General features: G+C 72.8%; 26 protein-coding genes and 1 pseudogene. 18 read left to right on the top strand and 9 right to left on the bottom strand.

Annotated elements, in window-relative coordinates; all coding sequences use genetic code 11:
• Positions 1 to 29: 29 nt before the first annotated feature.
• Both AB0469_RS31615 and AB0469_RS31610 read right to left on the bottom strand, forming a co-directional pair.
• The gene (locus AB0469_RS31615) at positions 30 to 221 is read right to left on the bottom strand and encodes a hypothetical protein (protein ID WP_366454894.1); all 192 of its coding nucleotides are present in this window, start codon (positions 219 to 221) and stop codon (positions 30 to 32) included.
• Positions 218 to 439 (bottom strand): helix-turn-helix transcriptional regulator, encoded by a 222-nt coding sequence (locus AB0469_RS31610; protein ID WP_366454893.1) that lies wholly within the window; start codon positions 437 to 439, stop codon positions 218 to 220. The genes AB0469_RS31615 and AB0469_RS31610 overlap by 4 nt, the downstream gene beginning before the upstream one ends.
• Positions 440 to 677: 238 nt before the next feature.
• Here AB0469_RS31610 and AB0469_RS31605 point away from each other — a divergent pair, with 238 nt between their 5' ends.
• Both AB0469_RS31605 and AB0469_RS31600 read left to right on the top strand, forming a co-directional pair.
• A complete protein-coding gene (locus AB0469_RS31605) occupies positions 678 to 1130 on the top strand; it encodes a hypothetical protein (RefSeq protein WP_366454892.1) in 453 nt (150 codons plus the stop codon).
• An 11-nt stretch (positions 1131 to 1141) separates the two neighbouring features.
• Positions 1142 to 1723 carry a hypothetical protein gene (locus AB0469_RS31600; protein WP_366454891.1) on the top strand — a complete coding sequence of 194 codons (582 nt, stop codon included), beginning with the start codon at positions 1142 to 1144 and terminating at the stop codon, positions 1721 to 1723.
• On the opposite strand, the gene AB0469_RS31595 is transcribed toward AB0469_RS31600, so the two are convergent.
• Positions 1653 to 3209 (bottom strand): recombinase family protein, encoded by a 1557-nt coding sequence (locus AB0469_RS31595; RefSeq protein ID WP_366454890.1) that lies wholly within the window; start codon positions 3207 to 3209, stop codon positions 1653 to 1655. The two genes, AB0469_RS31600 and AB0469_RS31595, sit on opposite strands and share 71 nt — an antisense overlap.
• Positions 3210 to 3230: 21 nt before the next feature.
• On the opposite strand from AB0469_RS31595, the pseudogene AB0469_RS31590 reads away from it, so the two are divergent.
• The 5 genes and pseudogenes from AB0469_RS31590 to AB0469_RS31570 form a co-directional block, all read left to right on the top strand.
• A pseudogene (locus tag AB0469_RS31590) lies at positions 3231 to 4224 on the top strand (LLM class flavin-dependent oxidoreductase); the annotation flags it as partial.
• A 173-nt stretch (positions 4225 to 4397) separates the two neighbouring features.
• A complete protein-coding gene (locus AB0469_RS31585) occupies positions 4398 to 5804 on the top strand; it encodes a DUF6421 family protein (protein WP_366454889.1) in 1407 nt (468 codons plus the stop codon).
• Between the two features lie 26 nt (positions 5805 to 5830).
• Entirely contained in the window at positions 5831 to 6586 is a 756-nt protein-coding gene (locus AB0469_RS31580; RefSeq protein WP_366454888.1) for an SDR family NAD(P)-dependent oxidoreductase, read from the top strand.
• Positions 6583 to 7659 carry a low specificity L-threonine aldolase gene (locus AB0469_RS31575; RefSeq protein ID WP_366454887.1) on the top strand — a complete coding sequence of 359 codons (1077 nt, stop codon included), beginning with the start codon at positions 6583 to 6585 and terminating at the stop codon, positions 7657 to 7659. Before AB0469_RS31580 ends, AB0469_RS31575 begins: the two co-directional genes overlap by 4 nt.
• Before the next feature lie 86 nt (positions 7660 to 7745).
• Positions 7746 to 8345 (top strand): transglutaminase-like domain-containing protein, encoded by a 600-nt coding sequence (locus AB0469_RS31570; protein WP_366454886.1) that lies wholly within the window; start codon positions 7746 to 7748, stop codon positions 8343 to 8345.
• Here AB0469_RS31570 and AB0469_RS31565 read toward each other — a convergent pair.
• Positions 8281 to 9540: an MFS transporter gene (locus tag AB0469_RS31565; RefSeq protein WP_366454885.1), complete on the bottom strand. Its 1260-nt coding sequence runs from the start codon at positions 9538 to 9540 to the stop codon at positions 8281 to 8283. The two genes, AB0469_RS31570 and AB0469_RS31565, sit on opposite strands and share 65 nt — an antisense overlap.
• 82 nt (positions 9541 to 9622) lie before the next feature.
• On the opposite strand from AB0469_RS31565, the gene AB0469_RS31560 reads away from it, so the two are divergent.
• A complete protein-coding gene (locus AB0469_RS31560) occupies positions 9623 to 10255 on the top strand; it encodes a CGNR zinc finger domain-containing protein (protein ID WP_366454884.1) in 633 nt (210 codons plus the stop codon).
• Here AB0469_RS31560 and AB0469_RS31555 read toward each other — a convergent pair.
• The gene (locus tag AB0469_RS31555) at positions 10239 to 10961 is read right to left on the bottom strand and encodes a lysophospholipid acyltransferase family protein (RefSeq protein WP_366454883.1); all 723 of its coding nucleotides are present in this window, start codon (positions 10959 to 10961) and stop codon (positions 10239 to 10241) included. The two genes, AB0469_RS31560 and AB0469_RS31555, sit on opposite strands and share 17 nt — an antisense overlap.
• A 239-nt stretch (positions 10962 to 11200) precedes the next feature.
• Between AB0469_RS31555 and AB0469_RS31550 the strand changes: the two genes are divergently transcribed.
• From AB0469_RS31550 to AB0469_RS31530, 5 genes are all read left to right on the top strand, one after another.
• Positions 11201 to 11584, top strand: coding sequence for a thioredoxin family protein (locus tag AB0469_RS31550; RefSeq protein WP_366454882.1), 384 nt, complete (start codon positions 11201 to 11203; stop codon positions 11582 to 11584).
• Positions 11585 to 11792: 208 nt separating this feature from the next.
• Positions 11793 to 12350 carry a flavin reductase family protein gene (locus tag AB0469_RS31545; protein WP_366454881.1) on the top strand — a complete coding sequence of 186 codons (558 nt, stop codon included), beginning with the start codon at positions 11793 to 11795 and terminating at the stop codon, positions 12348 to 12350.
• A gap of 214 nt (positions 12351 to 12564) precedes the next feature.
• On the top strand, positions 12565 to 13350 hold the full coding sequence (locus AB0469_RS31540; protein WP_042809767.1) for an electron transfer flavoprotein subunit beta/FixA family protein: 786 nt from the start codon (positions 12565 to 12567) through the stop codon (positions 13348 to 13350).
• Between the two features lie 56 nt (positions 13351 to 13406).
• A complete protein-coding gene (locus AB0469_RS31535; RefSeq protein ID WP_366454880.1) occupies positions 13407 to 14369 on the top strand; it encodes an electron transfer flavoprotein subunit alpha/FixB family protein in 963 nt (320 codons plus the stop codon).
• Between the two features lie 185 nt (positions 14370 to 14554).
• The gene (locus AB0469_RS31530) at positions 14555 to 15853 is read left to right on the top strand and encodes an aldolase (RefSeq protein ID WP_366454879.1); all 1299 of its coding nucleotides are present in this window, start codon (positions 14555 to 14557) and stop codon (positions 15851 to 15853) included.
• 89 nt (positions 15854 to 15942) lie between these two features.
• Here the strand turns inward: AB0469_RS31530 and AB0469_RS31525 are convergent, their stop codons facing one another.
• A complete protein-coding gene (locus tag AB0469_RS31525; RefSeq protein ID WP_366455003.1) occupies positions 15943 to 16932 on the bottom strand; it encodes a LacI family DNA-binding transcriptional regulator in 990 nt (329 codons plus the stop codon).
• A gap of 192 nt (positions 16933 to 17124) precedes the next feature.
• Between AB0469_RS31525 and AB0469_RS31520 the strand changes: the two genes are divergently transcribed.
• A complete protein-coding gene (locus tag AB0469_RS31520) occupies positions 17125 to 18162 on the top strand; it encodes an NUDIX domain-containing protein (RefSeq protein WP_366454878.1) in 1038 nt (345 codons plus the stop codon).
• A gap of 13 nt (positions 18163 to 18175) precedes the next feature.
• Here AB0469_RS31520 and AB0469_RS31515 read toward each other — a convergent pair whose 3' ends face one another.
• Both AB0469_RS31515 and AB0469_RS31510 read right to left on the bottom strand, forming a co-directional pair.
• Complete coding sequence (locus AB0469_RS31515; RefSeq protein WP_366454877.1) at positions 18176 to 18871, bottom strand: MBL fold metallo-hydrolase; 696 nt, start codon at positions 18869 to 18871, stop codon at positions 18176 to 18178.
• Between the two features lie 109 nt (positions 18872 to 18980).
• The gene (locus tag AB0469_RS31510; RefSeq protein WP_366454876.1) at positions 18981 to 20345 is read right to left on the bottom strand and encodes a dipeptidase; all 1365 of its coding nucleotides are present in this window, start codon (positions 20343 to 20345) and stop codon (positions 18981 to 18983) included.
• Positions 20346 to 20628: 283 nt separating this feature from the next.
• On the opposite strand from AB0469_RS31510, the gene AB0469_RS31505 reads away from it, so the two are divergent.
• Positions 20629 to 21819: a geranylgeranyl reductase family protein gene (locus AB0469_RS31505; RefSeq protein ID WP_366455001.1), complete on the top strand. Its 1191-nt coding sequence runs from the start codon at positions 20629 to 20631 to the stop codon at positions 21817 to 21819.
• A 60-nt stretch (positions 21820 to 21879) separates the two neighbouring features.
• Here AB0469_RS31505 and AB0469_RS31500 read toward each other — a convergent pair whose 3' ends face one another.
• Positions 21880 to 22338, bottom strand: coding sequence for a nitroreductase/quinone reductase family protein (locus AB0469_RS31500; RefSeq protein ID WP_366454875.1), 459 nt, complete (start codon positions 22336 to 22338; stop codon positions 21880 to 21882).
• Positions 22339 to 22498: 160 nt separating this feature from the next.
• On the opposite strand from AB0469_RS31500, the gene AB0469_RS31495 reads away from it, so the two are divergent.
• From AB0469_RS31495 to AB0469_RS31485, 3 genes are all read left to right on the top strand, one after another.
• Positions 22499 to 23197: a TetR/AcrR family transcriptional regulator gene (locus AB0469_RS31495; RefSeq protein ID WP_366454874.1), complete on the top strand. Its 699-nt coding sequence runs from the start codon at positions 22499 to 22501 to the stop codon at positions 23195 to 23197.
• 240 nt (positions 23198 to 23437) lie between these two features.
• Positions 23438 to 24421 (top strand): spherulation-specific family 4 protein, encoded by a 984-nt coding sequence (locus tag AB0469_RS31490; protein WP_366454873.1) that lies wholly within the window; start codon positions 23438 to 23440, stop codon positions 24419 to 24421.
• Between the two features lie 223 nt (positions 24422 to 24644).
• Entirely contained in the window at positions 24645 to 24971 is a 327-nt protein-coding gene (locus tag AB0469_RS31485; RefSeq protein ID WP_366454872.1) for a hypothetical protein, read from the top strand.
• The last annotated feature ends 47 nt before the right edge of the window (positions 24972 to 25018 follow it).

The following is a 25018-nucleotide window of genomic DNA, read 5'->3' as shown; positions in this document are numbered from 1 at the left end:
GCCGTCCGGGCGGCCCCGCTTTTCGTTGGTCAGGCCGCGATCTGCTGTTCGGCGGGCGCCGTGGTCGGCACCTTGGCCGAGGCGGGCTTCGCCGGGTTCGTGAGGATCGGCCGCAGCGACTCGATCAGTGCGTCGCTTGGCGGCGGGGCCGCAGCTACCCGCTCGTGAATCTCGGCGATGGTGGCGGGCCCGAGGATCGCCAGGCGCTCGGCGCGGGTCACGCCGCCGCCTCGGTGGTCTCGACGAGGTCCTCCTGCGTGAGCCCGTAGGTCAGGCCGATCTGGAGAAGCGTTTCGAGCCGGGGCCGAGCCTTGCCCCGGAGCATCCGCGACACGGCGGACTCCGAGATACCGGTACGCCGGGCCATCGCGGTGTTGCTCTGGTCGCCGGCCGCGAGGGCGGCGGCGCGGAGTCGGTCGATGCGCAGGCGGTAGGGCATGTGGGGGCCTCCTTTCTTGCGGGGGAGCCAGAGCTTCTGTCTCGCCCGCAAGAAAGGTAGCCCTATTCCTGTCTTGCGCGCAAGCAAGAAGTTGGGGAGGTGGCATGAAATCTTGACTCGAACATGCTGTCGAGTTAGCTCATTAAGGTGCATGCATGCTTGAAATGGGCCCTGACCTGCAATCTTGCGTGCGAGACAGATTGCTGCAACTTGCTCGCGGGCGAGATACCGTGCCCACATGCGGAGTGAATCGGTACGAGCGCGGTTCGGCAGGCTCGTGGCAGAGGCAGCCTCAAAGGCGGGCTACGACCTCACCAAGCGCGGCACCAAGGCAGTGCTCGCGCGCGATATGGGCATGACGGAGACAGCCGTCGGCCGGATGCTTTCCGGCCAGACGCTCCCCGACCCATGGGCCTACGAGCGCATCGCCCAGGTCGTCCACCTGGAACTGCGAGACCTGCTCATCGAGTCAGGGATCGCGTCACCTGAGTCACTGTCAACCCCCTCACAAACAGGGGCAACAGGGGTAGGCTCAGATTCAATCACCCTCGACGACGTAGCAACCGCCCTCGGCCTGACCGACCCCGTAGCACGCGAGATGGTCGCGGCAGGCCTCGAAAGGCAGCGGCGAATTCAAGACGCCGAACGCGAGGCGGGCGACGCCGGCGGGGGTGCCGCAGCACAGATGTAGCGGGGGTACGAATGCACGACGCAGCCACACGCGCACGGGTCTCGGCCCTGGCGGCCGGCTTCGCACTAGTCCTTGCCGTGGGCGTCGTCGCCTACGGCATCTTCGCGAACGACCTGGCGCGCAGCGTCGGCGGAGGCGTTACGGCCTTCACGGCTGCCCTCCTTCTCTCCCTCGCCAAAATGCGCAGCTGGACCACGGACGCCCGGGCGGAACGAGCCCGCCTCGCAAAGTCCGTGCAGGCCGCCGATGACCAGCGGACCCGCTACGTCGCGGCCCAGGGAGCGCTGATGGAGGAGGAGAGACGGATCATCCGCGACCTGGAAGCGGAGCGCGTTGCCCTTCGCGCCCAAGCGGATGTAGAGCGGGCCCGCCTCCTCCAGGAACTGGAGGATGAGCGGGCCCAGATCAAGATCGACGCCTACCTCACTGGCGTGGACCACGGCCGACGCGGAATCCTCAACGAGACCCCGGTCCAGCCCGGCCGCGTCGTGCAGTTCCCGAGGCCCGGCATGCGCGAGAGGGCTACCGCCCACCCGGCAGACCCAAGTCCCGTTCAGGAGGCGGCGTTTGACCGCGACGCAGGCCACCCATAAAGCCCGGCTCGCCCTCGAAGGCAAGGGTGACCCGCCCGGCCTGGATGGAACGCACCCCGCGAACGGACGCCTTGTGCAACCGCACCGTGAGGCAGAGTCGCAAGACGGAACGTTGCTGCTGAAGATCGTATCGGTCCCACAGAACATCGGGATCCGTCGCCTCCAACAGGTTCAGCAGCACCTCCGGCACGACGGACGGGCGAGCCGCCTGCTTGGCCGCCGCGATCAGCGGTACTAGCCGCAGCTCCGTCGCGTTCAGGGACGCGATACTCAGCCCCGGGACCCCGTTCTCGTCGAACGTCGTGGCCGCGACCCGGGCCTCCTCCAGCTGCCCTTCCAAGGCCCGCAGGCGGATGCGGGCCGCGTCGGCCTCGCGGTCGTCCACCTTCGCCTGAAAGGCCCGCTTGGCCTTGTCCGAGGCGAGGTAGGTCAACAGGTGCTCCTCGGTGTACGCGATCAACTTCTCTTCGTTGATCGACACGTGCGCACTCAGATCGCATTTCAACGACGGGTAGCCCCGGTTCACGAACCCCCTCAGGGTCGGTTCCGAGTTCGTCTTGCGCAGGTCAAAGTGTTCGCCGCACAGACCTATCCCGGCCAGCAGGTGCCTGGGGGTCAGGTCCGTTGCCCAGGCGCGCCCCTCCATGTCGAGAAGCCGCTGCACGGTCTCGAACACCGGCCGGTCTACCAAGGCCGGCCACGTGCCGACCTTGTAGTCCTCGCCGCGGAACTTCCGACGTCCGGCGTACGCGGGATTACGGAGGATGGTGCGAAGGTGCCAGACATGCCACTGCTTCCCCTTCTGCGTCCGGTGGCCGTCGCGGTTCAGACGGGTAGCGATACCGCGGAGCGACTGTCCGGCGGCCGCCTCCTTCCAGATGCGGCGGACCACCGGCCCCTGCACAGGGTGCTCGACCTGCCGGAGGAGGGCACCTGTATCCGGGTCGTACTCCCGCTTGTAGCCGTCCGGCACGATGCCCCAAGGCTTGCCGGCCTCGGCTGTCTGCCGGGCCGTACGCAGGTTGCGGTCCCTGATCCCCTCAGCCTCGTCCTCGGCCTGGAGGGCGTCCATAGCGGTGGCCTTGCGGTCCTCCCGGCGCGACAGGTCGAAGACCTGCCCGTTGTAGCAGAGCAAGACGTCGGCCTCTTGGCACGCGTTCCGGAGCCGGATGTACGCCTCCAGGTCGCGGTAGTACCGACTGGCTTCGAAGGCGACGACGATCCGGCCGCGGCGTCGGGTGATGTCGTCCAGGAGCCGCTCGAAGTCGTCGCGGTCCTTCCTGGCATGGCGGGAGGCCGAGACGCCGACGTCCTTGTACTCGTCGACCACGGGCCAGCCCACCTCGTCGCACAGCTTGTGGCCCTCTCGGAGCTGGGCGCGGACGCTGGTGCCCTTCTGCTTTGGGTCGACGCTGGCACGGCCGTAGAGGAGGGCGGGGAAGGGGCCGGGATAGACCAAGTGCAGGTACTCGGGTGCGACTGGCATGCTTCACCGTAACCAACTACCTATGCGCATTGGAATAATTGCGCCGGAGGTCTTCCTGAGCTGGGTCGCGGCCAGGACGAACACCATACGCATCGGGCACGGCGTCGTGTGCATGCCCTTCGGCTTCAACCATCCGGTGCGCGTCGCCGAGCGCGCCGCGATGCTCGACCTGCTGTCCGGCGGCCGCCTGGACCTCGGGGCCGGGCGCGGCGGCACGCTCCAGGAGACCTCCCTGTGCGGGGTCGACCGCGACCGCGCCGGCGCCGAGGTGGAGGAGGCGCTCCGGATCATCGGGCGGGCCTGGCGGGAGGAGGAGCTGGAGTACCACGGCGAGCTGATCGACATCGACCCGCACCCGATCCTGCCGCGCCCGGCGCAGGCGCCCCATCCGCCGCTGTTCCTCGCGTGCAGCCGGGGCGAGACCCTGGTGAAGGCCGCCGAGCTGGGCGTCGGCGCCCTGGTGATGGGCTTCGCCGGACCGGAGTCCATCGCGGGGATGCGGGCGGTCTACGACGCGGCGCGCGCGGAGCGCGACGGCAGCCGGTTCGTGTCGGACGCCGTCAACGACCACTTCTGCGTGCTCTGCCCCACCGTCGTGCTCGACGATCCCGAGGAGGCCCGCCGGATCGGCATCCGGGGCCAGCGGTTCTTCGCGCAGGCCATCGGGCACTGGTACGGCGGTGCGGGCGTTCCCGACGAGGCGGTGGTCCCGGGCGCCGACGAGGCGGCGGAGCTGCGCCGGGCCGCCGAGCAGGTCGTGGCCCGGCTGCACGAGCAGGACGTCCCCGTCCGGCCGACCTCGACGGCCACCTTCCACGCCGACCACGCCTACGGGAGCGCCGACGAGGCCATCGCGTACGTGGAGCGGCTGCGGGAGGCCGGCGCGGACGAGGTGATGTGCCTGGTCCAGATGGGGACCGTGCCGCAGGAGGCGTGCATGGAGACCCTGCGCCAGTGGGGCGAGAAGGTCATCCCGCACTTCCGGGGAGGGGTGAACGCGCGGTCCGCGGATTAGGCCGAACGCTACGCCGGTTACTAGGCGGAGTGGTGGATTCCACCGTGAGTCACGGGAAGACTTTCGGTGGAGTAGGGGGTGTCACAGAAAAATTTCCCGAGTTTCCTCTTGAGCGGGAGAGCCTCGCATGCATACGCTGTCTTAACGCGAGGTTCTCCTGTGGAGGAAGTGACATGACGGAAACTCTTGTGCCGGGCATCGGCGGGACCGTGATAACCGCCGGGGCGCGGGTGGTGGACCACCCGGCATGGCCCGAGCTCAAGGCCGCCGTGGAGGAGATCCGCCCCTGGCAGGCCAAGGACGGTTCGATCGACTTCGAGGCCGAGGGCGCCCCCGCCCCGCTCGACGTGGAGGCCGCCGTCGAGCGCGCCGTCCAGGCGGTCGAGACCCTGTCCCCGCTGCTGCCGCACGCCGCCGACTACCACAAGGCGCTCGTCGCCGACCTGCGCAAGTGGGTCGCGGACGGCTTCCGCGTGCCGGACTTCCTGGACTCCCTGCTGGCCTTCCAGCCGGCCGCCCACCGCGCCGACGGCCTCCAGCACCTCGTGGTCTTCCCGATGTACACGCAGAACGGCAACCCGGACCGCAACTTCGAGGCCGTCGTGCTGAAGATGGTGTGGCCCGAGTGGCTCTCCGAGCTGGAGCGCACCCGGTACGACAACCCGCTGTTCCTCGGCATCACCCTCGAGGACTTCACCCCGGGCTACGACACCCACTCCGCCGTGCTCTTCCCGGAGACCATCGCCGTGCGCGAGGCCCCCGAGCGCTTCACCTGGGGTGGCATCTTCTGCGACCGCGAGGCCGCGCGCTACCGCAAGGTCACCGGCGCCGCCGTGGACATCCTGGGCATCGAGCTGCCCGAGGACATCGCCCGCATGGTCGAGGACCAGGAGCGCTGCGAGAAGGCCTTCGTCCTGTGGGACATGGTCCACGACCGCACCCACAGCCACGGCGACCTGCCGTTCGACCCGTTCATGATCAAGCAGCGCCAGCCGTTCTGGATGTACGGCCTGGAGGAGCTGCGCTGCGACCTCACCGCCTTCAAGGAGGCCGTGAAGCTCGAGTCCGAGGGCAACGAGCACGGCCGCGACGTGCAGTACGCCGTCCTCTTCGACCGGATGTTCCGCTTCCCGGTCTCCGGCGACCGCAACCGCAACTACGACGGCCTCGGCGGCCAGCTGCTCTTCGCGTACCTCCACAAGCACGACGTCGTGCGCTGGACGGACAACAAGCTGAAGATCGACTGGATGCGTGCCCCGCAGGTCACGAACCAGCTGTGCGCCGAGATCGAGGACCTGTACCGCGCGGGCATCGACCGCCCGAAGCTGGTCCACTGGTTCAAGGCCTACGAGCTGGTCTCCACCTACCTCGCCCCGCACCCGGGCTCCAAGTGGGCCAAGGGCCCCGACGCCCTCGACCTGACGCAGCCGCCGCGCAAGCTGGTGGACGACGTGCTTCCGGACGAGTTTCCGCTCAGCATGTTCTACGAGGCCCTCGCCAAGAAGCTCAAGGGCGTGATCGCCTCGACCAAGGGCATCACCCCGCAGAACGCCGACGACGCCTCGCGGACCGCCGCGTGAGCACTCGCCCTCAGGAGGCTGCACAGATGAACGGCTCCGGGAACGGCCCGCTCCACGGTGCGGTGGTGGCGGTGGCCGGGGCCGGCGGGCCCGCCGGCCGCGCCGCCCTGCTCCGCCTGGCCGAGGCGGGTGCCACCGTGGTGGCGGCCGACGCCGACGCCGCGCGCCTCGCGGAGTCCGTGGACGCCGCCCGCTACGCCCACGGGGGAGCCACCGTCACCGGTGACACCGTCGACCTGCTCGACCTGGAGGCCACCAAGGCCTGGGCCGAGCGCACCGAGAAGGAGTTCGGCCGGATCGACGGCCTGGTCCACCTCGTCGGCGGCTGGCGCGGCAGCAAGACCTTCACGGACGTGGACCTGGCGGACTGGGACCTCCTGGAGAAGCTCCTGGTCCGTACGGTCCAGCACACTTCGCTCGCCTTCCACGACGCCCTGGCGCGCAGCGGCCGCGGCCGCTACGTGCTGATCAGCCAGTCCGGTGCCCACAAGCCGGTCGCCAACAACGCCGCGTACAACGCGGGCAAGGCGGCCGCCGAGGCCTGGACCCTGGCCATGGCGGACTCGTTCCGCAAGGCCGGGGGCGAGGAGGGCCCGGTCGCCGGAGCTGCGATCCTGGTGATCAAGGCACTGGTGCACGACGCGATGCGCGCCGAGCGCCCCAATGCGAAGTTCGCGGGCTTCACCGACGTCAAGGAGCTGGCCGAGGCCATCGCCGGCGTGTGGGAGCGGCCCGCCTCCGATGTGAACGGACAGCGTCTGTGGCTCACTCCGCAACCGTGAGAACCGAAAACGGCAAGACCGACGCCCGCCGCCACCACGACCCGGCCGTGCGCGGTTTCGCCAGCGACAACTACGCCGGGGTCCACCCGGAGGTGCTCGCGGCCATCGCCCTCGCCAACGAAGGCCACCAGGTCTCCTACGGCGAGGACGACTACACCGAGCACCTCCAGAGGGTGTTCCGCAGCCACTTCGGTCCGTACGCCGAAGCCTTCCCGGTCTTCAACGGCACGGGCGCCAACGTCGTCGCCCTCCAGGCCATGACCGACCGGTGGGGTGCGGTGATCTGCGCCAAGAGCGCCCACATCAACGTGGACGAGGGCGGCGCGCCCGAGCGGATGGCCGGCATCAAGCTGCTGGCCGTTCCCACCCCGGACGGGAAGCTCACCCCCGAGCTGATCGACCAGGAGGCCTGGGGCTTCGAGGACGAGCACCGGGCGATGCCCCAGGTCGTCTCGATCACCCAGAACACCGAGCTCGGCACGGTCTACACGCCGGACGAGATCCGGGCGATCTGCGAGCACGCCCACTCCCTGGGCATGAAGGTGCACCTCGACGGGGCCCGGATAGCCAACGCCGCGGCCTCGCTCGACGTGCCGATGCGCACCTTCACCAACGCGGTCGGGGTGGACGTGCTGTCGTACGGCGGCACCAAGAACGGCATGATGTTCGGCGAGGCCGTGGTGGTGCTCAACCCGGACGCCGTCCGGCAGATGAAGCACGTCCGCAAGATGTCGATGCAGCTCGCGTCCAAGATGCGGTTCGTGTCGGTGCAGCTCGAAGCGCTGCTCGCGAAGGACCTGTGGCTGCGCAACGCCCGCCACGGCAACGCGATGGCCCGGCGGCTCGCCGCCGGGGTGCGCGAGACCGACGGGGTGGAGATCCTCTACCCGGTGCAGGCGAACGCGGTCTTCGCCCGGCTGCCGCACGACGTCACGCGGCGGCTCCAGGAGCGGTACCGCTTCTACTTCTGGGACGAGGCCGCCGGCGACGTCCGCTGGATGTGCAGCTTCGACACCCAGGAGGAGGACGTCGACGGCTTCCTCCAGGCACTCAAGGAGGAGCTGGCCCGCTAGCCGGCACTCCGCGGAAATCTGAATAGATATGCCTCCGACCGCAAATTCATTGATCTGCGGTCGGAGGCATGCCTATGCTGCGGATCATGCAGCTCATCCAGCAGAACCCAGACATTCATGCCTATTTGGCCTCAAGTGAGGCCATCGACCACTGGCATCCCCTGGTCCAGGACACGGCCGACGCCCTCTGGTCCGCCACCGGCGATGCATATTCATACGCCAAGGCTGCCTTCGAGTTCGTCCGCGACACCATCCCGCACTCCGCCGACTCCGGCGACCCCCGGGTCTCCTGGCGCGCCTCCGACGTCCTCGCCACCCGCAACGGCATCTGCTACGCCAAGTCCCACGCCCTCGTCGCCCTGCTGCGCGCCCAGGGCATCCCCGCGGGCCTGTGCTACCAGCTGCTCGCCGACGACGGCGGGTCGAACGCCGCCGTCCACGGCCTGGTGGCCCTGCGGCTGCCCGGCGGCGACGGCTGGGCCCGGGTCGACCCGCGCGGCAACAGGCCCGGCGTCGACGCGCGCTTCGACCTCGACCGGGAGCGGCTGGCCTTCCCCGTGCGGCCGGAACTCGGCGAGGCCGACTACCCCGAGCTGTACGCCGCCCCGCACCCCGCCACGCTCAAGGCCCTCCGGGAGTCCGCCGACCGGCCGGAGCTGTGGCGGAACCTGCCGACCTCCCTGTAGCAGGGTCCCGGGTCACCCGCCCGCGCGCCACCACCAGCAGGTGCAGCGCGGCGGCCGCGAGCTGCAGCACGGCGATCCCGAGCAGCAGCGTCCACGGCGGCGCGGCGGCCGTCAGCCCGACCAGGGCGGCCCCCGTCGAAGCGGCCGTCACCTTCAGACCCGCCCCCAGGGTGAACACCTGGGCCCGCACCGCGCCCGGAGCGTGCTCCGAGCGGATCCGCAGCGTGGCCGTCAGCAGCGGGCCGTCGCACACCCCCGCCGCCGCGAAGGCGGCCGCCGCCGGCACGACCGACGGGGCGGACGCCGCCACCGCGAGCGCGGCCCCCGTCCCCGCCATCGCCCAGCGCGCCAGCCGGCCCGGCTCCACCGACGTCATCCGGCCCAGCGTCAGCGACCCCGCCAGCGCGCCGAGCGCGAAGGCCGTCATCAGCACCCCGCCCGCGCCCGGGCTGCCGAGGCCGCTCGCCAGCAGCACGGAGGTGGTGGTGAGCGCGCCGACGCCGACGAACGCCAGGGTCGTCGCCGAGGTGATCGCCCGCAGCTCCCGCACCCGCCACAGCGCGGCCAGACCCGCGCCCGCCCCGGGCCGGGGAGCCGCGCCGCGGCCCCCGTACCCACCCGCACCCGCGTCCGCGTACGGGCTCCCGTGGGGCAGGGTCGCGGCCAGGACCGCGGAGAGGGCCGCCGACAGGGCCAGCACCCCCATCGCGGGCCCCGCCGAGACCGCCGCCCCGGCCAGGCCGACCACCGCCGGGGCCGTGACCGCGGCCGCGTTGTAGGTCGAGGCGTCCCAGCCGTACGCCCGGTCCCGCCGGGGCCCCTCCGACACCAACCCCACCACCAGGCTCGACAGACCGCCCGTCACCACCGGACCGCAGGACCCGCCCAGCACCGCCACCGCCAGCACCACCGGCACCGGGGCCCGGCCCAGCAGCGCGGCCAGCCCCGCCACCGCGGCCGTGAAACCCGCCAGCGCACCCGCGTAGAACAGCCGGGGCCGGCGTGACCGGGCGGCCGCGGCGCCCGCGGCCGGAGCGGCCAGTACGTGCGGGGCCATCCAGGCCGTCAGCACGAACGCCCCGTGCGCGGCGCTGCCCGTCCGCTCCAGGGCCAGCAGGACCACCGCCATGCCCATGCCCTCGGAGGCGAAGCGCGCCGCCAGGGCGGCCGCCAGATACCGTCCGAACCCGCCCACCGGCGAACCCCCTCCACGTTCGGTAACGTGATGTGCCGAAAAGACGTTACGTCAGACGGGTGTACGGCGAAAGGATCGCGTGATGGGGGACCCGCGCAGGGCCGGCGCCACGGCGGGCACGGGAGCCGCGGGCTTCTCGGCGGCGGGGCGCCTGGTCGAACTGGCCGAGGCGGTCCGCGCGGAGCCCGACCTCTCGCGCGACGCGCTCGCCGCGCTGCTCGCCCGGCACGGGGAGCACCCCGCGGACCTCGTCCCGGAGGCCTTCGGGGAGCCGGAGGCGGCCGTCCTGCGCGCCGCGGCGCGGCGGATGGCGCTCGTCCTCGCCGAGACCGACGAGGACCGCGCGGCCCGGGCCCTCAACGGGCTGCTGGAGGAGTGCGGAGGCCGGCCCCGGCTGACCCGGCACGACGGCCACCCCTGGCACCTGCACGCGGACCGGGCCGGAGGAGCGGACTGGGGGGACCGGTTCCTCGCCTCCGGCGCCCTCGCCCTCGCCCAGCTGTTCACCGAGTACGGCCGCATCGCCTGGGGCGCCTGCCCCGCCGCCGGCTGCGGCCGGCTCTTCCTGGGCACCGGACCCGGCAGCGCGCGCCGCTACTGCACGCCCGCCTGCGCCACGCGCGCCCGGGTCGCCGCCCACCGCAGGCGCAGGCGCGAGGGGGCGGCGGGGCCGGAGGCCGCCGGGGGCGGCCCCGGGATCAGCCGGCTTCCTTGACCTGCGCGGCCGTCGGCGCGGTCCCGCCGAGGTGCGCCGGCAGCCACCAGGAGTCCTCGGCGCCCTGGGGCTTGCTCGGGTAGGCGGCCTGCGCCGCCTCCAGCAGCTCCTGCACGCGCTCGCGCAGGCGGCGGGTGATGGCCCCCGCGTACTGGTCCTTCGGCGCCTCGATCGGCTCGCCGACGCGCAGGGTCACCGGGATGTGGCTGCGCTTGAGGTTCTTCGGGCGGCCCTTGGTCCACAGCCGCTGGGTGCCCCACAGCGCCACCGGGATCAGCGGCACCCCGGCCTCCTGCGCCATGCGCGCGGCGCCCGACTTGAAGCTCTTGAGGGTGAACGACTGGGAGATCGTCGCCTCCGGGAACACCCCGATGATCTCGCCGGACCGCAGCGAGTCAAGGGCGTGCTGGTAGGCGGACTCGCCCTGCTGCCGGTCCACGGGGATGTGCTTCATCGCCCGCATCAGCGGACCGGACACCTTGTGCCGGAACACCGACTCCTTGGCCATGAAGCGCACCAGGCGCTTCTGCGGCCGCGCCGTCAGACCGGCGAAGATGAAGTCGAGGTAGCCGATGTGGTTCGACACGAGGACCGCCCCGCCCTTGCGCGGGATGTTCTCGGTGCCCTTCATGTCGATGCGGATGTCGAGCGCGCGGAACAGCGTGTGCGCGGCGCCGATCACCGGGGGGTAGACGAGCTCAGCCATGGGGAGACCCCGCTTTCTGCCTGGGGAGGTGCTCCCGGCCGGAAGTTACGGAAGCGTAGGTACGCGACCATGGGGATCGTGCCCGAAACGCGGCGCGCTGGCCAGCCCAGACGCCCGCGGCCGAGGAGATCCTCGTCACGCGGGGAATGCGGCGCGCGCGGCCGGCGCTCGGACGGGGAGAGCCTCCCGGCCCCGGCCGGGGTGGTGCGTACATGGGGACAGGGTAGACAGGAGCGGGCGTGCCCGGACACGAGGAGGCCGCCCCGGCGGCGGCCGTACAGGGGCGCCTGGGCGCCGCGGAACTGGGCCGGGAGCCGGGGGAGCGGGCCAGCGTGGTGCAGTTCTCCAGCGCCTTCTGCCAGCCCTGCCGGGCCACCCGCAGGATCCTGGCCGAGGTCGCCGAAATGGTGGACGGGGTCGCGCACATCGAGATCGACGCCGAGCGCAACCTCGGGCTGGTGCGCGCCCTGGGCGTGGAGAAGACCCCGACCGTGTTCGTCCTGGACGGCGCGGGCCGGATCGTGCGGCGGGCCGCGGGGATGCCGCGCAAGGCCGATGTGATCGCCGCGCTGGGTGCGGCGGTGGCGCCGGTGCGCCGGTGCGCGCCCCCGCACACAGCGTGACGCGCCTGACATCTGCCCGCTGCGGCTTGACTGTGTACACGGGAGATCGCCAGGCTGGCGGCATGCGGTATGAACTCCTTCTCCACCGGCGGGTCCACGTGGACCTCGTCCGGTGCGCGAGCGCGCGCTGTTGGGATCGCTGAACGCCCCCGACCCCCGATCCCCGACCGCCCCTCCCGCGACCACCGCGGCAGAAGGAAGGCCCCCCATGACGGCCACGACGGCCCCCACGGCCTCGCCCGCATCCCTCGCCCCCGCCCCCCTCGACGACCCCGGACGCGCCCCGCTGCCCGGCTCGCCCGAGCTGCTGCGCTCCGTCTTCCGCCGGCACGCCGCCGGGGTCGCGGTGATCACCGCGGAGAGCGGCGGGCGCCCGGCGGGCTTCACCGCGACCTCGCTCAACTCGGTCTCCGCCGATCCGCCGATGCTCTCGTTCACCATCGGCACGGGGGCCTCCAGCTGGCCGGCCGTGCGGGACGGCGAGTACCTCGGCGTCCACATACTCGGGGAGCACCAGCGGGAGCTGGCCGGGCTCTTCGCGCGCAGCGGGGCCGACCGCTTCGGTCCGGACACCGCCTGGGCGCCGGGCCCGCACGGGGTGCCGCTGCTCGACGGGGTGCTGGCGTGGCTGGTGTGCCGCGTCGTGGCGCGGGTGCCCGCGGGGGCGCACCGTGTGATCATCGCGGAGGCCGTGGCGGGGGACCCCGCCGGGGAGGGCCGGCCCCTGCTGTACCACCAGGGTCGCTTCAACGCGTTGCGCGACTGAATCGTCCCTGCTGGGACGGGTTCGGGTGGCGTTGGCCAGATCACAGTTCAGTGGCCTTGCCACCGGGGGAGACCCACTGTGTACTGACGAGTAACATTCCCTTCGGAGCGGGGCCCGCCCCGACCGGGATCCGCGCCGGAAGGCGCCTATGCTGCCTGCACAAGGCGGTATCAGTAGCGGTATCAGTAAAAGACGATGCGGTAGGAGAGCCGGCGTGAGCCTGAGGATCGTTGTCTGTGTGAAGTACGTGCCCGACGCCACCGGCGACCGGCACTTCGCCGATGACCTGACGGTCGACCGCGACGACGTCGACGGTCTGCTGTCGGAGCTCGACGAGTACGCCGTCGAGCAGGCGCTCCAGATCGCCGACGAGGCCGACGACGCCGAGATCACCGTCCTGACGGTCGGCCCCGAGGACGCCAAGGACGCGCTGCGCAAGGCGCTGTCGATGGGTGCCGACAAGGCCATCCACGTCGAGGACGACGACCTGCACGGCACCGACGTCATCGGCACCTCCCTGGTGCTGGCGAAGGCGGTCGAGAAGGCCGGCTACGACCTGGTCATCACGGGTATGGCCTCGACCGACGGCACCATGGGCGTCCTCCCGGCGATCCTGGCCGAGCGCCTGGGCGTCCCGCAGGTCACCCTGCTCTCCGAGGTCAAGGTCGAGGACGGCACCGTCACGGGCCGCCGCGACGGCGACTCCGCGAGCGAGCAGCTGGAGGCCTCCCTCCCGGCGCTCGTCTCGGTGACGGACCAGTCGGGCGAGGCCCGCTACCCGTCCTTCAAGGGCATCATGGCGGCGAAGAAGAAGCCGGTGGAGTCCTGGGACCTGTCCGACCTGGACCTGGACGCCGAAGAGGTGGGCCTCGAGGGTGCCTACACCGTGGTCGAGTCCGCGGCGCAGCGCCCGGCCCGCACCGCCGGTACCGTCGTCAAGGACGAGGGCGAGGGCGGCAAGCAGCTGGCCGAGTTCCTGGCCGGCCAGAAGTTCATCTAAGGGCTTCGGCCTCCCCAGTAGCCCCCAGACACCTCGCAAAGCAGGAGAGCAGTCCCATGGCTGAAGTTCTCGTCTACGTCGACCACGTGGACGGTGCCGTCCGCAAGCCCACCCTCGAGCTGCTGACGCTGGCCCGCCGCGTCGGCGAGCCCGTCGCCGTCGCCCTGGGCGCCGGTGCCGAGGCCACCGCCGCCGTGCTCGCCGAGCACGGTGCCGTCAAGGTCCTCACCGCCGACGCCCCCGAGTTCGCCGACTACCTCGTCGTCCCGAAGGTCGACGCCCTCCAGGCCGCGTACGACGCCGTCTCCCCGGTCGCCGTGCTCGTCCCGTCCTCCGCCGAGGGCAAGGAGATCGCCGCGCGCCTCGCCGTGCGCATCGGCTCCGGCATCATCACCGACGCCATCGACCTGGAGGCCGGTGACGAGGGTCCGGTCGCGACGCAGTCCGCCTTCGCCGCGTCCTTCACCACCAAGTCCCGCGTGTCCAAGGGCACCCCGGTCATCACCGTGAAGCCGAACTCGGCCGCGGTCGAGGCCGCCCCGGCCGCCGGCGCCGTCGAGGCGCTCGCCGTCACCTTCGGCGCCCTGGCGACCGGCACCAAGGTCGTCTCCCGCACCCCGCGCGAGTCGACGGGCCGCCCCGAGCTGACCGAGGCCGCGATCGTCGTCTCCGGCGGCCGCGGCGTCAACGGCGCGGAGAACTTCCACCTCATCGAGGAGCTCGCGGACTCCCTCGGTGCGGCGGTCGGAGCCTCCCGCGCCGCGGTCGACGCCGGCTGGTACCCGCACACCAACCAGGTCGGCCAGACCGGCAAGTCGGTCTCCCCGCAGCTGTACATCGCGACCGGCATCTCCGGCGCGATCCAGCACCGGGCCGGCATGCAGACGTCGAAGACCATCGTGGCCATCAACAAGGACGCCGAGGCCCCGATCTTCGACCTGGTCGACTACGGCGTGGTCGGCGACCTCTTCGAGGTCGTCCCGCAGCTGACGGGCGAGATCAAGGCGCGCAAGGGCTAGTTCCCGCCGCCGGTCCCTGACCTGCGCATCTCTTGGCCTCCGGGGCCGTGTGGTGAGTCTCACCGCACGGCCCCGAGTCGTTTGTCCCACCCGCTGGAGGGACCATTGACGGAGCGGAAGCCCCGTGACTAAATTCTGCTATGCGGATCTAGGCTTCCGTGAAGTGGAAAAGAGGAGAGTGCACGATGGGTCAGCAGGAGAAGGTGGCGACGAGCCTCGCAGGCGCGGTCAGCGAAGGCATCAGCGCCTCCCTGGCGCCGGTGGACGCGGAACTCGCGCGCCACTACCCGGGCGACCCCGGCACCCGTCAGCCCATCCACACCGTCTACGTACCCGGTGACGTCTTCGCCGCCGACACCATCCGCTCGTGGGGCGACCAGGCCCTCGCGGCCCTGGACGAGCACGCCCCCGACGCCGCCACCTTCGCGAAGGTGCTCGGCATCTCCGACGAGCTGGCCGTCCCGGTCTACGACCGCGTCCGCGCCAAGCTCGCCACCGAGCCGATCGAGGACCTCCGCGTCGACTTCGAGGACGGCTTCGGCGTCCGTTCCGACGAGGAGGAGGACCAGGCCGCGTCCCGCGCCGCCCGCCTCGTCTCGGAGGCCTTCTCCAACGGCACGAACGCCCCGTACATGGGCATCCGCATGAAGTGCATGGAGTCCAACGTCCGCGACCGCGGCATCCGCACCACGGACGTCTTCCTCTCCGGCCTGCTGGAGCACGGCGGCCTGCCCGAGGGCCTCGTCCTGACCCTGCCCAAGGTCACCTACGCCGAGCAGGTCAGCGCCTTCGTCGAGCTCCTGGAGGCCTTCGAGGCCACCCGGGGCCTGCGCCCGGGCCGGATCGGCTTCGAGATCCAGATCGAGACCAGCCAGTCCATCCTGGCCTCCGACGGCACCGCCACCGTGGCCCGGATGATCGAGGCCTCCAAGGGCCGCGCCACCGGCCTGCACTACGGCACCTTCGACTACAGCGCCTGCGTCGGCGTCTCCGCCGCCTACCAGGCCAGCGACCACCCCGCCGCCGACCACGCGAAGGCGATCATGCAGGTGGCGGCCGCCGGCACCGGCGTGCGCGTCTCGGACGGCTCGACCAACGTCAAGCCCGTCGGCACCACCCAGCAGGTCCACGAGGCCTGGCGGCTGCACTACGGCCTGACCCGCCGCGCCCTGGCCCGCGCCTACTACCAGGGCTGGGACATGCACCCGGGACACCTGCCGACCCGCTACGCGGCCGTCTTCACCTTCTACCGCGAGGGCCTGGAGGCCGCCGCGGCCCGCCTGAAGGCGTACGTGGCGAAGATCGAGGGCGACGTGATGGACGAGCCCGCCACCGCCAAGGCCCTGGCCGGCTACCTGGTCCGCGGCCTCGACTGCGGCGCCGTCGGGGCCGACGAGGTCACCGCCCTGACGGGCCTGACCCGCGCCGAACTGGACGCCTTCGCCATTCCCCGCCGCTCGGCGACCCTGACCGCGACGGCCTGACCCCGGGCCGCCCGCGACGGCCCGACCCCGCGGACCCGTACGGCCCGGCCCCGGACCACCGGGGCCGGGGCGCCGGCGTGCGCGGGGACTCAGCCGTCGGCCGGCGGGAGTTCGCCCGAGCCGCGCGGGATCAGGCGGGTCGGCAGGACGATGCGGGACGGGGGGAGGCCGGCGCCCGACAGGCGCTGGAAGAGGCGGTCCGTGGCCGTGCGGCCCAGGGCCGCCGGGTCCTGGGCGACGACCGTGACGCCCGGGCGCAGCAGGTCGGCGAGTTCGAAGTCGTCGAAGCCGACCAGGGCCACGGGCCGGGGCAGCGCCGCGAGGACCCGCACGATGGTGACGGTGACCCGGTTGTTGCCCGCGAAGACGGCGGTGACCGGCTCCGGGCCCGCCAGCATCGCCCGGGCCGCCGCCGTCACCCGCTCCGGGGCCGTCGAGCCGAGGGAGACCCAGGCGCCGGACACCGGCAGGCCCGCCCGCGCCATCGCCTCGCGGTAGCCGCGCAGGCGCTCGGCGGCGGTGTGGATGCGGGCGTGGTCGCCGATGAACCCGATCCGCCGGTGCCCGGCCGCGACCAGGTGCGCCACACCCTCGCGGGCCCCGCCGAAGCTGTCCGAGAGGACGACGTCCGCCTCGATCCCACCCGCCGGACGGTCCACGAACACGGTCGCGACCCCGGCCCGGATCTCCGGCTCCAGGTAGCGGTGGTCGTCGCCGGCCGGGATCACGACCAGCCCGTCCACCCGGCGGGCGCACAGCGCGAGCGCCAACTCCCGCTCCCGGTCCGGGTCCTCGGCGCTGGAGCCGTTGACCAGCAGCGCGCCGTGGGTGCGGGCCACCTCCTCGACCGCCCGGCTGAGCGGACCGTAGAAGGGGTCGGCGAGGTCCTCCAGCACCAGACCGACGGTCGCGGTGCGGCCCTTGCGCAGGACGCGGGCGCTGTCGTTGCGCCGGAAGCCGAGCGCCTCGATGGCCTCCTGGACCCGCTGTTCGGTGTCCCGGGTCACCCCCGGCTCGCCGTTGACGACCCGGGAGACCGTCTTCAGGCCGACGCCCGCCCGGGCCGCCACGTCCTTCATGGTCGGCCGGTTGCCGTAACGGGGTTCGGAGGGGCGGCGGTTCTGCGGCACGGCGGGCAATCCTCCGGAGGTCGGGGCGGGGCGCTCTGACCCCGAGGATATGCACTCGGCCGGAGAGCGGGTTTCCGTGGCAGGGTGGGGCGGGCAAGCCACTGGGGGCTTCGGAGGCGAGCCAATGGGAGAGGGGTAGACGTGATTGTCTGGATCAACGGCGCTTTCGGTGCCGGGAAGACCAGTACGGCCCGCGAACTGGCCGCACTGCTGCCGGACAGCACCCTGTACGACCCGGAGCTCATCGGGGACGCGCTGCGCGGCCTCCTGCCGGGCAAACGCCTCGCCGAGGTCGACGACTACCAGGACCTGCCGAGTTGGCGGCGGCTCGTCGTCGACGCGGCGGCGGCGGTGCTGGCGGAGGTGGGCGGGGTGCTGGTGGTACCGATGACGCTGCTGCGGCAGGAGTACCGGGACGAGATCTTCGGGGCGCTCGCGGCCCGCCGGATCCCCGTGCGGCACGTGCTGCTGGCCCCGGCGGAAACGATCCTGCGCGAGCGCATCGCCCACCGCGGCGGGCCGGGCGACCCGGACGCGTCGGACGAACGGGTCCGGCAGTGGTCCCTCGGCCACATCCCCGCGTACCGGCAGGCGCTGGGCTGGCTGACCGCCGACGCGCACGTCGTCGACAACGGGCACCTGACGGTACGGGAGGCGGCGCAGCGGATCGCCGACGCCGTGCGGACGGACACGGCGGCGGTCTGCGACATCGTGCAGACCCCGGAGCCGACGCGGGAGACGGTGGCGGCGGGGGTCCTGCTCTTCGACGACCGGGACCGGGTGCTCCTGGTGGATCCGACGTACAAGCCGGGCTGGGAGTTCCCCGGCGGGGTCGTCGAGGCGGGCGAGGCGCCGGGCCGGGCGGGCGTGCGCGAGGTCGAGGAGGAGCTGGACCTGACGCTGGAGCGGGTGCCGGAGCTGCTGGTGGTCGACTGGGAGCCGCCGCGGTCCCCGGCCTACGGAGGGCTGCGGCTGCTGTTCGACGGCGGCCGGCTGACGGAGCCGGAGGCCGCGCGGCTGCGGTTGCCCGGGCCGGAGCTGAGGGCCTGGCGGTTCGTCACGGAGGAGGAGGCCGCTGAGATGCTGCCGCCGCAGCGGTACGAGCGGTTGCGGTGGGCGCTGCGGGCGCGGGAGCGGGGGCGGCCCCTGTACCTCGAGGCGGGCCGCCCGACGCCGTAGCCCTGCCGGGCGGTCAGGCGGCGGCCGCCGCCTCGTGGAGGGCCCGCGCGGCATCCTGCGTGACCGGGTCGCCGTGTCCGAAGCAGGCCACCGCGGGGGCCAGCGCGGCCAGGCGGCGGAAGGAGGCGACGGCCCGGCGGCGGTCGGTGTTGAACACGCCCACCATCACCTGGCCCACCCCCGCCACGCAGTCCCCGGTGAACAGCACCCCGTGCTCCGGGAGGTGGACGCCGATGCTGCCCGGGGTGTGCCCGGGGGAGTGGACCACCACCGCCCCGCCGCCGAAGGGCAGCACCTCGCCGTCCTCCAGCTCCCGGTCGACCGGCGTCGGCGGGGCCTCGGGCACCGTCAGGCCGTGCGCGTACAGCGGGACCTCCCAGTCCAGCAGGACCGGTTCGGGCACCGGCTGCTCGCCGCGCACCACCGGCGCGTCCAGCCGGTGGGCCAGCACCTCGGCGCCCCGGCGGGCGGCGAGTTCACCGGCGGAGCCGACGTGGTCGCGGTGGCAGTGGGTCAGGACGATCCGCTCCAGCGCCCCCGGCGCGAGCCCGAGGGAGCGTATCGCCGCCTCGATCGCGTCGGCGGCGCCGGCCGGTCCGGAGTCGACCAGGGTCAGGGACCGCCCGCCGCGATCCTGCCAGAGGTAGGCCTGACCGATGGGGAAGCGCAGCATGTGGAGCCGGTTCGGGAGTACTTCGACGAGATCCATACGGAGAACGTAGGCACCCGGACCCGGCCGGCGCCCGCGGGTTCGCCGGGAGCGCAGTACGCCCGGGGCGCACTGCGCCCCGGGCGTACACCGGACGGCCGGGCGGGTGTCAGGCGCGCCTGGACTCGGCGTAGTTCACCAGGAAGAGGGCCTCGGCCACCGAGAGCCGCTCCAGCTCCTCCGGGGACACGCTCTCGTTCACCGCGTGGATCTGGGCCTCCGGCTCGCTCAGGCCGATCAGCAGCATCTCGGCCTGCGGGTAGAGGGAGGTGAGGGTGTTGCACAGCGGGATCGACCCGCCCATGCCGCTGATCTGCATCTCCTGGCCGTCGTACGCCTCGCGCAGGGCGGCGGCCATCGACGCGTACGCCGGGCTGGTGGTGTCCGCCTGGAACGGCTGGCCCTGGCCCACGACCTCGAGCTCCAGCTTCGCCTTCCACGGGGTGTGCGCCACCAGGTGCGCCTCCAGCAGCTTGATGGCCTCGGCGGTGTCCACGCCCGGCGGCACGCGCAGGCTGATCAGCGCGCCGGCCCCGGCGTGCACCGAGGGCGTGGCGCCGACCACCGGCGGGCAGTCGATGCCGAGCACGGTGACGGCCGGACGGGCCCACAGCCGGTCCGCGATGGTCCCCTCACCGATCAGCTCGACCCCGTCCAGCACCTTGGCGTCGGCGCGGAAGTCCGCCTCGGGGTACTGCAGGCCGTCCCACACCGCGTCGGAGGCCAGGCCGTCGACCGTCGTCGAGCCGTCCGCCGAGCGCAGCGAGTCCAGCAGGCGGATCAGCGCCGCCAGCGCGTCGGGGGCGGCGCCGCCGAACATCCCGGAGTGGAGGTTCCCGCCCAGGGTCTCGATCCGGACCTTGATCAGGGTCATGCCGCGCAGGGTCGCCGTCACCGTCGGCAGGCCCGGACGGAAGTTGCCCGCGTCGCCGATCACGATGGTGTCGGCGGTCAGCAGCTCGGGGTGCGCCTCGGCGTACTGCTGGAGGCCGCCGGTGCCCTGCTCCTCCGAGCCCTCCACGATCACCTTCACGGAGACCGGCACGCCGCCGTTGGCCTTCAGCGCGCGCAGCGCCAGCAGGTGCATGATGAAGCCGCCCTTGCAGTCCGCCGCGCCGCGCCCGTACCAGCGGCCGTCGCGCTCGGTCAGCTTGAAGGCCGGGGAGATCCAGGCGGCGTCGTCCAGCGGCGGCTGCACGTCGTAGTGCGCGTACAGCAGGACGGTCGGGGCGCCCTCGGGGCCGGGCAGGAACCCGTACACCGACTGCGTGCCGTCGGGGGTGTCGAGCAGGGCCACGTCCTGGAAGCCCTCGGCGCGCAGGGCGTCGGCCACCCAGTTGGCCGCGCCCTCGCTCTCGCTGCGGGGGAACTGCGCCCAGTCCGCGACCGACTGGAACGCCACCAATTCGGCCAGCTCCGTCTTGGCGCGGGGCATCAGCGAGGCGACGGTCTCGGCGATCGGATGCTGCGACATGGGCACGCTCCTCTTGGGTGCGACGTTGTACACGGTGTACGCCGGGGTACGGCGGGGTCCGTTCGATCCTCGCACAGCGTGGCGAGGGGGCCGCGCGCCGTAGGATCTTCACGGCATCCGAGCAACGTGTGATCAGGAGCAGCAGCACATCGTGACCAGCGACGACAGCATTGACGGCGGATCCGGCAGGGAAGCGGAGCAGGCGGCCGAGGCCGCGGCCGGCACCGGGGCCGAGGCCCGGGCCGGGGAGGCGGGGGACGCGGCGGACGGCGGCGCCGGAGAGGTGTGGGACGTCGTCGTGGTCGGCGCCGGCCCGGCCGGGGCGATGGCCGCGTACGCGGCGGCGACCGCGGGGCGGCGCGTCCTGCTGCTGGAGAAGGCCGAACTGCCCCGGTACAAGACCTGCGGCGGCGGCATCATCGGGCCCTCGCGCGACGCCCTCCCGCCGGGCTTCGTGCTGCCCTTCAAGGACCGGGTCCACGCGGTCACCTTCTCCCTCGACGGGAAGCTGGCGCGCACCCGGCGCTCGAAGCGCATGCTGTTCGGGCTCATCAACCGGCCCGAGTTCGACGCGGCGCTGGTCGCGGAGGCCGAGAAGGCCGGCGCGACGCTGCGTACGCGGACGGCCGTGAGCCGGGTCGAGCAGCACGGCGCGTCCGTGCCCGACCGGCGCACGGTCGCCGTGGTGCTGGCGGACGGGGAGACCGTGCTGGCCCGGGCCGTGGTCGGCGCGGACGGCAGCGCGAGCCGCATCGGCGCCCACGTCGGGGTGGAGATGGAGCAGGTGGACCTCGGTCTGGAGGCTGAGATCCCGGTCCCGGAGACGGTCGCCGAGGACTGGAAGGGCCGCGTCCTCATCGACTGGGGCCCGATGCCCGGCAGTTACGGCTGGGTCTTCCCCAAGGGCGACACGCTCACGGTCGGGGTCATCTCGGCGAAGGGCGAGGGCGCCGCGACCAAGCGCTACCTGGACGACTTCATCGCCCGGCTGGGCCTGGCCGGCTTCGAACCGGCCGTCTCCTCCGGGCACCTGACCCGCTGCCGCACGCCCGGGTCGCCGCTGTCGCGCGGCCGGGTGCTGGTCGCGGGCGACGCGGCCGGGCTCCTGGAGCCGTGGACCCGCGAGGGGATCTCCTTCGCGCTGCGTTCGGGACGGCTCGCGGGGGAGTGGGCCGCGAAGATCGCCGAGGCGCAGGACGCGGTGGACGCGCGGCGCCAGGCGCTGAACTACGCCTTCGCGGTCAAGGCCGGGCTGGGCGTCGAGATGAGCGTGGGCAAGCGGATGCTGACCCTGTTCGAGTCCCGTCCGGGGCTGATGCACGGGGCGCTGGCGGGTCTGCGGCCCGCCTGGAACTCCTTCGCCCGGATCACGCGGGGGTCGACCACGCTGGCCGAACTGGTCCGTACGCATCCCCTGGCGCGCAGGGCGCTGCACCTGATGGACGCCCGTCTGGCGCGCAGCGGCCGGAGCTGACGCGCGGCGGGGGCGGCCGCGCGGCGGGGGCGGTACGGGGGCACGGCCGTCCGGCGGGGGTCAGCCGGTCACCGCGATGCGGAAGACCGGGTGGTCCCCGGCGGCGGCCCGGAGCTCGGCGTCCGTGGACTTCGCCGTGACGCCCTGGAAGAAGCGGTTGACCTCCCAGCCCCACTTCTCCAGGTAGGCGCGGAGCACGGCCGCCTTCTCCGCCGGGTCGGTGAGCTCCGTGGCGGTGAAGGCGCGGACCTTGCGGCCCACGCGCAGCTCACCGCCACCCGCCGCGCGCATGTTGCGGACCCACTGGGAGTGGCCGCGGGCCGAGACCAGGTACTGGGCGCCCCCGAAGGTGTGCGGGTTGACCGGGATGCGCTGCATCGTGCCGGAGACGCGGCCGCGCACCGACAGCTCGGCGGTGCCGGCCAGGCTGATGCCGATGCGGGCGAGCTTGCCGAAGAGGGAGTTGAAGCGGGTTTCGAGCGGGCCGGCCTGGATGTAGTGCGGGGTGGACGCGTTCACGGTGGCCTCCGGGGCGATGCGGACTGCATTTCCGAGAGCAGTGCTCTCGCTTGAGAACAGTGTGCACGGATCGATGCACCAAAGCAAGAGCAGTGCTCTCGTAAGAGAATGCTGCTCTGGTTTTTGTGCACTGCTCCTCGTGTATGCCACACTGATCCCCATGAGCACCGTGCGAGGGGCCAGGGAACGGGCCCGTATCGAGGTCACCGCCGCCATCAAGGACGAGGCGCGCCGCAGGCTCGCGGAGGAGGGGGCCGCCAAGCTCTCGCTGCGCGCGGTCGCCCGCGAGCTCGGCATGGTCTCCTCGGCCCTCTACCGCTACTTCCCGAGCCGCGACGACCTGCTGACCGCGCTGATCATCGACGCCTACGACAGCGTGGGCGCGGCCGCAGAGGCGGCCGGGGCCGCGGCCCTCGCCGCCGGCGCCCCGCCCCGCGCCCGCTGGACCGCCGTCTGCGAGGCGTTCCGCGCCTGGGCGCTGGCCCACCCGCACGAGTACGCCCTCGTCTACGGCTCGCCCGTCCCGGGCTACAGCGCGCCCCAGGACACCATCGTCCCCGCCTCCCGGGTCGCCAACGTCCTCATCGGCATCCTCCGCTCCGCCCACGAGGGCCACGGCCTGGCCCTTCCGCCCCTGCCCGCGGCCCTGCGCGCCGAGGCCGACCGGATGACGGCCGCATTCGCCGAGGGCCTGCCGCCCGAGGTCTCGGCCGCCCTCGTCGTCGCCTGGGCGCAGCTCGGCGGCCTCGTCTCCTTCGAGCTGTTCGGCCAGTTCGAGAACGTCGTCGTCGAACGCGACGCCCTCTTCGCGCACGCCGCGGGCCAGCTGGCCCAGGCCGTGGGCCTGCCGGCGGTCTGACGGCGTTGCGACGGCGCGCGGAAAGGCGGTCCGACGGCGTTGCGACGGCGCTCGGAAAGGCGGTCTGACGGCGGTCGTCCGGACGCGGATCCACCGCCTGCGGCCCGGCGCGGATTCAGCGGATGAGGTGACGCATCGTCCGCCTGTTCCTCGTACCGATGTCGGCGGTTCGGCCCTCACGGCCGGAAGGCGCCCCTACTGTTCCTCGGGTCGCCCCCTGCCGTCGCCGGAGGAACCGCCATGGCCCTGGTGCCCGCCCGCGCCCTGAAGGCCCTCGGCGCCGTCCTGCTGACCGGGCTGCTCGCCGCACCGGCGCCGGCCGGGACGGCGTCCGCCGGGGCTCAGGCCCCGGGGTCCGGCCCCGGATCCGGCCCGGCCGCGCGCGGGTCGGGCACGCCCCGCGCCCCCGGCGTGCGCGGCCTGGAGATCGCCGTCCCCGCCTACGTCCGGGCCGACGACCCGGTGCTGGACCGGCTGACCGCCACCGGTCCCGCCGCCTCGGTCGTCGTCCTCAACCCCGGCAACGGCGAGGCCCCGTTCGACCCCTCCTGGCGCGCCCGCGCGGACGCCCTGCGTTCCGGCACCACCGCCACGGGCGAGCGGACCAAGGTCCTCGGCTACGTCCACACCGGCGGCGGCGACCGCGACACCGCCGCCGTCCGGGCCTCCGTGGACAACTACCTCAGGACCCCCGACCGCCGGCTCCACGTCGACGGCATCTTCTTCGACGTCGTCAGCCGCGACTGCGGCCCCGGCGACGCCACCCGTGACCACTACGCCGCCCTGCGCCGCTACGTCCAGGAGACCATGCACGCCGTGGACCCGGACGTCCCCGACCTCGTCGTCGACAACCCCGGCACGGCGACGGCCGACTGCTACCTCGAACCCGGGCACCGCACCGCCGACGTCTTCGTCACGTACGAGGGCACGTACGCGGCGTACACCTCCGGCGGCTGGACCGGCGGGAACGTCTTCGACCCGGTCGGCGGCTACCGTCCGGGCGCCGAACTCGACCCGAGCGGCACGGCCTTCTGGCACCTCGTCCACGACGTCCCGGACGCCGCCGCCATGCGCACCACCCTCGCGACCGCCTTCGCACGCGGCGCCGGATACGCCTACGCGACCGGCGCGACGATGCCCAACCCCTGGGACCGGGCCCCCATCTGGACGTTCGGCTCCGAGACCGGCTACGCCGCCACCCTCGGCCAGGCCGGCCCGCCGTGAGATGCCGCGCGACAGGCCGGACGCTAGGATGAAAGACGGCATCAGGCCCCACGGAACGCGCCGGTCAGCCCTACGCATCGCGTGGTCCGGGCGGGGCGACATGCGCACGGCGTGACGGTGCGAAATCCTCCTCCCCTCGGATTCCTGTGCGGCCGCTGCCGCGGGTACCGGAGCCGTCACCCTCCCCACGGCCGCACCGCCAGCGTCCAAGGCAGGTTGAACGATGAACCGGACCCGTCGTCTTGCAGCACTCACGCTCCTGGCAGTCCCCGCGCTCGCGCTGGGCCCCGCGGTCGCCGCGCACGCCTCGGCCGCGGCCGCGCCCGCGGTCCCGTCCGCCGCCACGTGCAAGGTCGAAGCGGACTCGGCAGGCAAGTACCACCTGTGGGGTGTGGGATTCCCCAGCGGCACGGTGACCTACACCGGATCCGTCTCGGGCACCGTCCCGACCAACGGGGGACGGTTCGACGTCGGCGGTCTGACCGGGAGCAAGTACGTCGTCAAGGCGGCCGACGGGTCCACCGTCACCTGCACCGTGATCCGCCACTGAGCCGCGCACACCGGAGGGCCGGGTCGCAGGAGAGCTCCTGCGACCCG

The sequence above is a fragment of the Streptomyces sp. NPDC093801 genome, from assembly GCF_040701585.1.
GTDB lineage: Bacteria > Actinomycetota > Actinomycetes > Streptomycetales > Streptomycetaceae > Streptomyces.
The sequence above is the reverse complement of the archived record's forward strand: the minus strand, read 5'-3'. Positions and strand labels throughout refer to the sequence as shown.